Annotated in this window: 11 protein-coding genes; 6 read left to right on the top strand and 5 right to left on the bottom strand. The window is 34.3% G+C overall.

Translation table 11 applies throughout. The annotated features are described in order from the left end of the window. Positions 1-9: 9 nt before the first annotated feature. The 4 genes from CWS20_RS20375 to CWS20_RS20390 are packed head-to-tail and all read right to left on the bottom strand — an operon-like array spanning position 10 to position 4,409. Positions 10-1,173 (bottom strand): NAD(P)/FAD-dependent oxidoreductase, encoded by a 1,164-nt coding sequence (locus CWS20_RS20375; protein ID WP_066192995.1) that lies wholly within the window; start codon positions 1,171-1,173, stop codon positions 10-12. Continuing rightward, complete coding sequence (locus tag CWS20_RS20380; protein ID WP_066192991.1) at positions 1,173-2,453, bottom strand: aspartate aminotransferase family protein; 1,281 nt, start codon at positions 2,451-2,453, stop codon at positions 1,173-1,175. The genes CWS20_RS20375 and CWS20_RS20380 overlap by 1 nt, the downstream gene beginning before the upstream one ends. After that, positions 2,450-3,754 carry a SidA/IucD/PvdA family monooxygenase gene (locus tag CWS20_RS20385; RefSeq protein WP_066192989.1) on the bottom strand — a complete coding sequence of 435 codons (1,305 nt, stop codon included), beginning with the start codon at positions 3,752-3,754 and terminating at the stop codon, positions 2,450-2,452. The genes CWS20_RS20380 and CWS20_RS20385 overlap by 4 nt, the downstream gene beginning before the upstream one ends. Continuing rightward, positions 3,735-4,409, bottom strand: coding sequence for a helix-turn-helix domain-containing protein (locus CWS20_RS20390; protein WP_066192987.1), 675 nt, complete (start codon positions 4,407-4,409; stop codon positions 3,735-3,737). The genes CWS20_RS20385 and CWS20_RS20390 overlap by 20 nt, the downstream gene beginning before the upstream one ends. A gap of 216 nt (positions 4,410-4,625) precedes the next feature. Between CWS20_RS20390 and CWS20_RS20395 the strand changes: the two genes are divergently transcribed. Beyond that, complete coding sequence (locus CWS20_RS20395) at positions 4,626-5,474, top strand: formyltetrahydrofolate deformylase (protein ID WP_066192985.1); 849 nt, start codon at positions 4,626-4,628, stop codon at positions 5,472-5,474. Between the two features lie 115 nt (positions 5,475-5,589). Here CWS20_RS20395 and CWS20_RS20400 read toward each other — a convergent pair whose 3' ends face one another. Beyond that, positions 5,590-6,501 (bottom strand): DNA glycosylase, encoded by a 912-nt coding sequence (locus tag CWS20_RS20400; RefSeq protein WP_083957235.1) that lies wholly within the window; start codon positions 6,499-6,501, stop codon positions 5,590-5,592. Between the two features lie 208 nt (positions 6,502-6,709). On the opposite strand from CWS20_RS20400, the gene CWS20_RS20405 reads away from it, so the two are divergent. From CWS20_RS20405 to CWS20_RS20425, 5 genes are all read left to right on the top strand, one after another. Then, entirely contained in the window at positions 6,710-7,423 is a 714-nt protein-coding gene (locus tag CWS20_RS20405) for a 2OG-Fe(II) oxygenase (protein WP_066192981.1), read from the top strand. Positions 7,424-7,511: 88 nt separating this feature from the next. Continuing rightward, positions 7,512-8,141, top strand: coding sequence for a bifunctional transcriptional activator/DNA repair enzyme AdaA (locus tag CWS20_RS20410; RefSeq protein ID WP_066192979.1), 630 nt, complete (start codon positions 7,512-7,514; stop codon positions 8,139-8,141). Position 8,142: 1 nt separating this feature from the next. Continuing rightward, a complete protein-coding gene (adaB, locus tag CWS20_RS20415; RefSeq protein WP_066192977.1) occupies positions 8,143-8,676 on the top strand; it encodes a methylated-DNA--[protein]-cysteine S-methyltransferase in 534 nt (177 codons plus the stop codon). A gap of 39 nt (positions 8,677-8,715) precedes the next feature. Then, positions 8,716-9,534 (top strand): SPL family radical SAM protein, encoded by an 819-nt coding sequence (locus tag CWS20_RS20420; protein WP_066192975.1) that lies wholly within the window; start codon positions 8,716-8,718, stop codon positions 9,532-9,534. Between the two features lie 20 nt (positions 9,535-9,554). Continuing rightward, positions 9,555-9,857: an Ada metal-binding domain-containing protein gene (locus tag CWS20_RS20425; RefSeq protein WP_066192973.1), complete on the top strand. Its 303-nt coding sequence runs from the start codon at positions 9,555-9,557 to the stop codon at positions 9,855-9,857. The last annotated feature ends 314 nt before the right edge of the window (positions 9,858-10,171 follow it).

Here is a 10,171-nt window from a genome sequence, read left to right on the forward strand (position 1 = left end):
CTTAACCAATCACATATACTTATACATAGTATCCGTTTGAAAATAAGTACTATGACTGTCTTGAAACCTACTGACTCTATAGTATTCAAGCTCACTTATCTGTTTATTTTTTGATATTTCTTCGGCTACATATTCTCCTACTGCGGGCGCAATTTTGTATCCCCCTCCGCTAAAACCTATAGATAGATATAAGCCTTCAATTTCCGATGGTCCTATAATAGGATTTTGATCAGGTGTATAGCTATCAAAGCCAATACGACCTCCTAAAAGCCTTCCGTTTTCTAATCTGGGAAATCTTTTAGCCGCTCTGTAAAGTGCTTCTTCAGCTTCCTTGAAATGAACTTTTTTGCTTAGACTGTATTTATTAGCTTCACAATTGGAAGACCTTATTCCTATTAAGATTCTTCCGTCAGGAAAAGGCCTCATGTACGTATCAGAAGTATCATCAATATAGGAATGAGAAATAACTTTATTATTATTTTTCGCTTGTGCAAATACAACCCCTAAGCGTTTCGTATACAAAGGTATGTCTAAGTCTAATTTTCTTGTCAGTTTTTTGCTCCAGAAATTAGAAGCAACAATTACTTGTTTTGCATAAATGTTTTTGAAATTTGTTTTTACGCCAACCACTCTATCGTTGTTAATTATTAAATCTTGAACTTCCGTTCCTTCCATTAAATCAAGTCCTTGATTAATGGCTTCGTTCAAGAATGACATGCTCGATTTTGCTGGATCTCCATAACCACCAAGCGGCTCATAGCATATAGCACCTACATTTTCGGTATTAATCTCTTTTTCTCTAAGTCGATATTCTTGTGGAGAATAGACATTTGAAGGTAATTTCAAATTATTCATATAATGTACATTTTTGTTTATATTTTCAACGTATTCAGGACCAACTATTATTGAAAAACCTATTGGGTTATAGCCAAAATTCATTTTTTTAGTTTCTGTAAGTTGTCTATAAATTTGTAGACTTTTGAAAGATAAATGTTGATTCGCTTTATTCGTATGATGTACTCTTAATAACCCTCCAGAAATACTGGTTGCACCATCTCCTGGTGGTTTTCCTTTCTCACATAATAATACTTTGGCCCCTTTATTTTTAGTAAGAAAAAAAGCAATACTGGCTCCAATGATCCCACCACCAACAACAATTACATCGTAATTCATTATTCTCTTTCTAAACTGTTCTTTAATGCTGAATCAAAAATTGTTAGAGCCTTATCAATTTCGCTTTTTTCTATTGTGAGTGGAGGTATCCATCTAATTACTTGATTATACGGTCCACATGTTAAGAGTATTAATCCTTTAGAAAGACAGCTTTTTCTTACTTTTTCAGCTATGAAAGTTCCCGGATCACCATTTTCAGCAACAAATTCACACCCAATCATAAGTCCCTTACCGCGTACATCAACTATTTCAGGATATTCATTCTTTAACTTTTGTAATTCAGCTAATAAATAGTTTCCCATGTGCATAGAGTTATTAATTAAATCTTCTTCTTCTAATACTTTAAGTGTTTCAATAGCCGCAGCCATAGACAAAGGATTAGGCCCATAGGTTCCACCATGTGAACCTGGAATCCACTTATCCATAAGCTTTTTATTTGCAACTATTCCGCTAAGAGGTAATCCTGAAGCAATTCCTTTAGCGATCACTAAAATATCTGGTATAACCCCAAAGTGCTCAAAGGCAAAATACTTTCCTGTTCTTCCGAATCCTGTTTGTATTTCATCAAAAATTAAAAGTATGTCATGTTTATCACAAATCTCTCTTATCCCCTTAATAAAACTTTCAGACGGTGAAATATATCCTCCTTCTCCTAACACTGGCTCAATAATCATAGCTGCCGTTTCACTTGGAGAAGATTGAGTGTTAAGCAAATGTTTTAGCTCTTCTAAACATTGTCTAGTCCTTTTTTCATTATCTTCTTCTGTGTATTGTTTAAAATAAGGGTGTGGACTAACAAAAACACCTGGCATAAGAGGCTGATAACCGGAACGGTATACTGATTTTGCAGTAGTTAATGACAGGGCTCCAATTGAACGTCCATGATACCCACCTTGAAAACAAATAATATTAGGCTTACCGGTTGCATGTCGTACTAATTTAATAGCACTTTCTACTGCCTCGCTCCCACTATTCGAAAAAAAGAAGCAGTTAAGTTTTTCCGGTAAAACTTTTTGGAGAGAATGAGATAGTTCATCCAACATTGAGTTATACAATATTGTTGTTTGTCCATGTAATAATTTTTCTGATTGTACTTTAATAGCATTAACTATTCTAGGATGACAATGTCCCGTATTAGTCACACCTATTCCTGAAGTAAAATCAATAAATTTTTTACCTGTACGATCATATAAATGTATATTTTCTCCATAATCTACATCGATGTTAGTAAAAAGCGGCCATACTTGTGAGATACTATCCGAGTATTGGTTTACGCTCATGATAATACACCTTTCTTTACAAATTTATTATTATCAATCGAATCAAGTATTCGTTGAGCTTTTGTAGCCATCATAGTGAATGATGCAGCATCACCTATTCCGTGAGTTCTTTCCGTTAATCCATTCAAGTAAATATTTGCTTTCACATTTGATTTTGTATTAATTTTATAATCTTGAAAGACCTGTATATTATTTTCTTCGTTATAGTTAATAAATTCTTTCATCGGTTTAAGAACCTCAGGATATTTTTCCTCAAAGAATCCTGTACACAGAATAATATAATCGGTATTAATTGACCCATCTTCTTTGTTATATATATCTGTGAAATTTAATAAGTAATTATCTCGATGTTTTGATATATCGAATATTTCTTTACAACGATATAATTTTATCTGCTCTTTCCCTCTAATTTTATCCTCGTATATTTTCCAATATAATGCCTCGCTCACATCCTCATCTACAGCAGAGTAGTTTGTATGCTTTATTTGCTCAAATAATTTATCCCGACCTTCTTGTGTTAAAGAGTAAAAATAATTAGTGAAATCAGGGAAGAAAACTTCATTTGTGAAGTGTCCTAATTCATATAGGCGAAATCCTGTATGCCTAACAACAGAATTGATTTTTGAATTAGGAAATTTATTGGCTAAATAAAGCATTATTTCAACAGAGTTTTGTCCGGACCCAATAACTGTAAATGTAGGATTGTCATCATTGTTAATATTCTTTATTGAGCTTATAAATTTACTAGCATGGAAAACCTTATCACCGATTTGGCCTTTAAATATGCTAGGTACAAACGGCTTCCTGCCTGAATTTAAGACTAAGTTTTTAGTGTGATAAACGTTCTCTTTGTTGTTTATGTTATTTTTGGTATGCACCTTAAGGCCTTCTACATTTTCATCTACAATTATTGGCTCTACAAGCTTTACCTCCTCATTGTATTGAGCTTTATCATCTATTTTCTTTGCGACCCATTGCACGTAATCAGACCACTCGGTACGACTTGGTCGACCTAATAAACCAAACGAAAATAATCTTCCCTTTTCAAATAAATAATTTGAAAAAGTATATTGACTTCTTGGATTTCTTGGAGTAGCAAAGTCTCTTAAAAAATGATGCTGTATATCTGTGCCTGGTAATAACATTTCAGGCAACCATGCAGAGTTATTGTTTTTTTCTAAAAATACCCGTTTGTATATTCTCTCATTACTAGTTTCCTCTGAATCTCTTATTGCAGTCTCCAAAGCAATCCCAGCAGGACCAAATCCTGCACCTACGACATCATAGTATTTTTCGTACATTGTTTTCCTCCTTATAAATTGAGTGATAGCGCTTTCTAAAATTTGATGGGCATAGTCCAACTTCTTTTTTAAATATTTGAGAGAAATAAGATAAATTAGTGTATCCAATTGACATACATACATCGGTAACCAGATGACCATTTGCTAGCATTTGTTTAGCCTTTGAGATTCTTAGTTTTATAAGGTAATCTTTAAAGCCAATACCCGTGGTCTCTCTAAAAAATCTTGAAAAATATGCGGTATTTAAAAATAAGTGATTTGATACATTTTTTAAGTTAAGGTCAGAATTTTGAAAATTTTCTTCAATATAGATCAACGCTTCTATTATTTTTTCATTATTCACGTGGGTTAATTCGTTGAAGTCTATTTGTTCGTTAATCATGTTAATTACCATTTCAAAAATATCTTCTTTCGGTACACTATTTACTCTTATTAAAGGGAAATGGGTTTTATCGAATTCTTTTAGAACCAATTTTTCATCATTCATTAGGTTGTTACCTTCTAAGATAATTAACATCTTATATCTCTCTAAATTTTTATTTTCTAGTACTTTTAAGTTACTAATTAAAACAACCTTGAGCTTTTCTAGTAAAAATTTTTCTTTATCATCGAATATATTCATTGCATCATATAACAAAGTACATTTTACTCCCAAGCTTCCTCCTCCTTCTTATTAATACACCCCCAATAATTATTTTATTTCCTGTAGATATGTTGGAGTAGCTACCCCATGACTCAATAGTAGAGAATCAAAATCTTCAATGCTTTATTTTTTTTTACTAATTTTTTACTTAATTCTACATTTTGGATATTTCTGTAGAAATTTACCTCTTTTCAAATTAGTATTATTAATAAATTGGAGGGATATTCTATGATAGCGAATAACTATAGGATTAAGCTAATAGGTGAAGTTAATTTTTCAATGATTACTGAATTATTTAATTTAATTAATAAACCATCTATAATTATCAATTCGATTAATAAACATCAATTAAAAGATGTGAATTTATTATTTTTGTGGATTGAACTAGAATTCAAATGCAATATAAAAGAAGTCAATAATTTTGAAGAGAATTTATCAAATCTAAAAGAAAAGTATTCAATTGATATAAAGGTGGAGAAAGTAACTACAAAAAATATGGCGGTTTTTGTGTCTAAACAAGACCACTGCCTAAAAGAAGTTATAGAGAGATGGAGTAAAGGAGAGCTTATTTGTAACATTCCCCTTGTAATAAGTGAACATGATATCCATAGAGAATACGTAGAATCATATGGGATACCGTTTTATAAATTAAAGCTAACAGCAAATAATATGGAGAACGATCAGATTGCATTCAAAATTTTAATGGAAAAGAATATAGATTTTATCGTATTAGCTCGGTATATGCAGATTTTGTCCCCATCCTTCGTTAGAAAGTACGAGAATAAAATTATTAATATACACCATTCGTTGTTACCTGCATTTATCGGTGCTAATACTTATAAAAGGGCGTTTGAGAGAGGAGTAAAAGTGATTGGATCAACAGCACACTATGTTACTGAAAAATTAGATGAGGGACCTATTTTAACACAAAAAGCTATTCATATACCTGAAGGATTAACAATGAATGAATATAAACATTATGGGCAAAGGATAGAATCAGATACTTTGATAGCTGCAATAAAATACCATATTGAAGAAAAAGTATTTGTGTATGATAACAAAACTATTTTAGTATGATACTAAAAAAATGACCTTATATTACGAGGGCACTGAAAAAAAGCCGATTTTTTTCCATAAATCCAGAAGAAGATCGGCTTTAAAGTGCTATTGAGTACAGTCCCATTTGGACTATTCAGTAAAGGACACGCCATAAATAAAAGGTAGCGTATGATTCCCAGTTCTTCCATGGAATTGATATTTCCAAGATTTCATCTTTCATAGGCTTTCGGTCCATGTTACGTAATAATTTTATCGAATTAATAAGACCCACATCATCGATTGGAAAAGCTGTTGGGAACCTTAGGCAGCGCATTAGAACATAATTGGCTGTCCAAGGACCGATGCCTCGTATTTTAATTAAGTTTTTTTCAGCTTCTTTATAGTCCATTTTCATTAATTTTTCCTTCGATAATTCTCCACTTGCCATTAGCCTGGCAATTCCAATGATATATTCACTTTTTTTTACCGTCATTTTAATATCTGCCAGGTCGGTAGGTGTTAACTGTGCAATTCGTTCGTACGGTGGGAACACCCAATACTTTTTACCATTCCATTCGATGGAATCGCCAAATCCTTCTACAAATTGCTTCTTTAATGAGTACGCAAACGCTAAGTTAATTTGTTGCCCTAAAACACCCCAACATAAAGCCTCAAATAAGTCGGGAATGCCGACGACTCGCAATCCATAAAATTTTCGGGCAGGCATTTTAAGTAATGGATCTGCTTTTGCCATTTCATAAAATGGGGTTAAATCGTTATCAAGATCAAACCATTCACGAATATATTTTACAATCTTTTCTCGTTGCCCCTCTTCAGTAGGTCTAGAATCATTTAAGAACTGAACAACCATCTGTTTATTATCAAGTACGCTTACCTTTATCAAGGACCGAATTTCTCCAATGGCTATAACTCTTGTAATGATATCATTCTCCGTTTCATACATGCATTCATTTTTTTCCCTTGTTAGATAGCCTATATTAGCATTCATGTCAAACTCTTCAGGTAATGTAATAATAATATCATCATTGACTTCATGCCATGTCACTTTAATCATCCTCCTCATCTTATTACTATTTCCTATACTATTTACAAAATAATTAGAAGGAAAATTCACACTGATTTAAGTTTTACTTTATCACATAATAATCTTGATTAATTTTGTTATCTTGCTATTACATTCCAAGTCCCTTATTTTTTCTATTTATGAGGTTATAATGTTATTTATCATGAATGCTGAATAGGAGGGGATAAAAATGGTCCAAGATATTAAAACACGTGTCAAAAGCTTAAATTGGGAATCAATTCAAAACGAATTAGATGCGCAAGGATTTGCAAAGCTTCCAGCAATATTAACAAAAGATGAATGTGACTCCTTCATAGAACTTTATAGTGAGGAAGAGTCATACAGAACGACAATCAATATGACGAGATATCGCTTTGGGAATGGGGAGTACAAATACTTTTCCTATCCATTACCCGAAATAATCCAAAGTTTAAGAGAATCCTTTTATCCAGAGTTGGCTAAAACAGCCAATCGATGGTTGGATTATTTAAAGAAACCAGAACATTTTCCAGATCATCTTCAAGATTTTTTGAAAATATGTGAAGAATATGAACAAACTAGACCGACACCCTTAATTTTAAAGTATGAAACAGGCGGATATAATTGTTTGCACCAAGATTTATATGGAGATGTATTTTTCCCATTTCAAGTAGTATTTGTATTAAATCAACGAAATAAAGACTATACAGGTGGTGAGTCCTTATTAGTGGAACAAATTCCTCGTGCTCAGAGCAGGGGGCATGTGATTACTTTAGAACAAGGCAGTGCGCTTATTTTTCCTACTAACCATAGACCTGCTCTTGGTAAAAAAGGCTATTACAAAAATACAGTTCGTCATGGAGTAAGTACGGTTACTTCTGGAGAACGATACGGTCTTGGAATCATTTTCCATGATTCAAAATAAATATTGAATTTTAATATCTTGCTATTTTATCCCTAGAATTGTACATTCTGAAATTGTAGGGGGTATATTGTAAGAAGAGGTGAGATAAATGTCGGATAGTATCAATAATGAATTGCAAGAGAGTGAAGATCATGAAATTTTGAATGACGCAAACATGATGACAAACGAAAAATGGCAAGCAATTATAGATAATGATGCATCGTACAATAATCAATTTTTCTATGCTGTAAAGACCACAGGTATCTTCTGTAAACCGTCATGCAAATCTCGCGTTCCTAAAAAAGAAAATGTCCGTATTTTTTTAAACGCAGAACAAGCTCTCCATGCAAATTTTCGCCCTTGTAAACGTTGCAAGCCTACTAATGAGAGATTGCCTGATAGTGAGTGGGTGGCTCTTATCACTGAATACATTGATAAAAATTTCATAGAAAAATTAACTCTAGAAACATTAGCAGATATTGCTCATGGGAGCCCCTATCATTTGCATCGAACGTTTAAAAAGATTAAAGGCATCACGCCAGTTGAGTATATACAACAGGTTAGAGTAAACGCGGCTAAAAAGGATTTGATTCAAACAAATAAAGCTATTGCGGATATCTCCATATGTGTAGGTATGCCTAACACGCCCTATTTTATTACTTTATTTAAAAAGAAAACCGGACATACACCAGCACAATATCGCCAGCTTCGTCAAATGAGTAAAATGGAGGAATTGTAAAATGGAATCAAAGAATAAACCAACACTTTATTGGTCTTTGCTAAAGTTTAAGGATTTGAATTTTTATATTGCTTCAACAGCTAAGGGACTTGTGTTTGTTGGTTCACAGAACAAACCATTCGAGGAATTGTCCGAATGGGCTAAGAAACGCTTTACGGGAAGTCCTCTTGTTGAAGATGATGAAAAGCTTGAACCCTATGCGGTTGAAATCACCCAGTATCTAGAAGGAAAACGGAAAACCTTTACTGTTCCATTTAATTATGATGGAACAGCATTCCAGCTTGCAGTTTGGAACGCACTTTGTGAAATTCCGTACGGACAGACTAAATCCTATTCCGACATTGCAAAGGATATAAATAAACCAGCAGCTGTTCGAGCTGTAGGGACGGCGATTGGGGCTAATCCAGTATTAATCACCGTACCGTGTCATCGTGTAGTAGGAAAGAATGGATCATTAACCGGCTATCGTGGCGGATTAGAAATGAAGACACTGCTTTTGGATCTGGAAAGACAGGCCTTATCCAGCAATGAGTGATGATTATTACCGCACAATGAATGGAAAGGAGGTTCCGTCATGGAAAGTGAATTGTTCTATAAAAATCCGAAAACCATTCTTAATAAAGGCACAGGCTTTCTTTCAGGTTATACTCATTCATTAAATCCTTATACAGGCTGTTCATTTGGGTGTTCATATTGTTATGTACGCCAAATGCCGGTATCCCTCTTTCGAAATGGGGAATGGGGAAATTGGGTTGATGTTAAAAACGGAGCTGCGAATTTACTAAGCAAGGAGCTTCATCGCGCCAAAGTCAAAGGTAATGTAACCATTTTTATGTCATCAAGTACAGACCCATATCAACCCGTAGAGCATAAGGAAAAAGTGACGCGATCTTTACTAGAGGTTATGGTAGAAGATCCCCCTAACTTCTTATTAGTACAGACGAGAAGCCCACTTGTAAGTCGAGATATCGATTTGCTGCAGCATTTAAAAGATAGAGTCCGGGTAAGTATGACAATTGAGACAGATTTGGAAACGATACGTAAACATTTTACTCCAAAGGCACCTCCAATTCAGGCGCGCTTTAAGACATTGGAAAAATTAGCAGCTGCGGGAATACCGACCCAAGTTGCGATAGCACCTATATTACCGAGTGGGGATTATTTTCCTGAGAAATTGAGGCCATTAGTCAACCGGATATGTATTGATGACTACTTTATGGGCGATGGCAGTGGAGGAAAACGCACAAGAAAACTAGGAATTGAAAAAAAATATGCCCAACTTGGTTTAGAAGAATGGTATAGACCGCAAGTTATTAAAAAAGTATATAACAGATTTATAGAAATCTTTCCGGAAAATCAGGTTTATGTGAGCCAGACAGGGTTCGAGCCGTAAAGACAATAGGAAGTGATTGCATGTGTAAAGATAATGAGAAAATTGCTGAAAATGGAAAAAAGGCATTCACCCTGCTAGGTGCCGATATGCGTCCATATCAAAGTGATACACCGGGTATTTTTGGTGGGTATCGACGGAGTAAATTATATGGAAGATTAGATTGTCCCTCAGCGCTTAGAGCTATAGCAAAAGGTGGATATGTTAAACACCGTGTGTTTTTTGCGGATGAGCAGACGGCCCTCTCGATGGGTTTCAGGCCGTGTGCCATGTGCCTGCCTGAAAAATATGCACGATGGAAGAAGGAGAAAAAAAAAAGGGACTGAAAATGGAGAAAACACCTAGCAATTCAGGCACACCAAAAATGAACAATACGGTCTTCAAAAGATACAAAATGCCACATTTTCTGTACATTAAGATGAAGTAGATTCTTGGAAACGAAGAATAAATGGACACACAAAACAAAGAAGGTTTAAGCAAGACCCAGATGCATATTTAAACAACATCGAAAGCAAATGAAAAAGGCACAACTAATAATTGTGTTAGTTGTGCCATATAAAAAAAAAGCCGAAACATTTATCTGCTTCGCACTGCTGTTAACATTGTTAATTATAAATAGTGGCGGTCCGGACGGGACTCG

This window comes from Cytobacillus horneckiae, assembly GCF_002835735.1.
In the GTDB taxonomy this organism is placed as follows: Bacteria; Bacillota; Bacilli; order Bacillales; family Cytobacillaceae; genus Cytobacillus; species Cytobacillus horneckiae.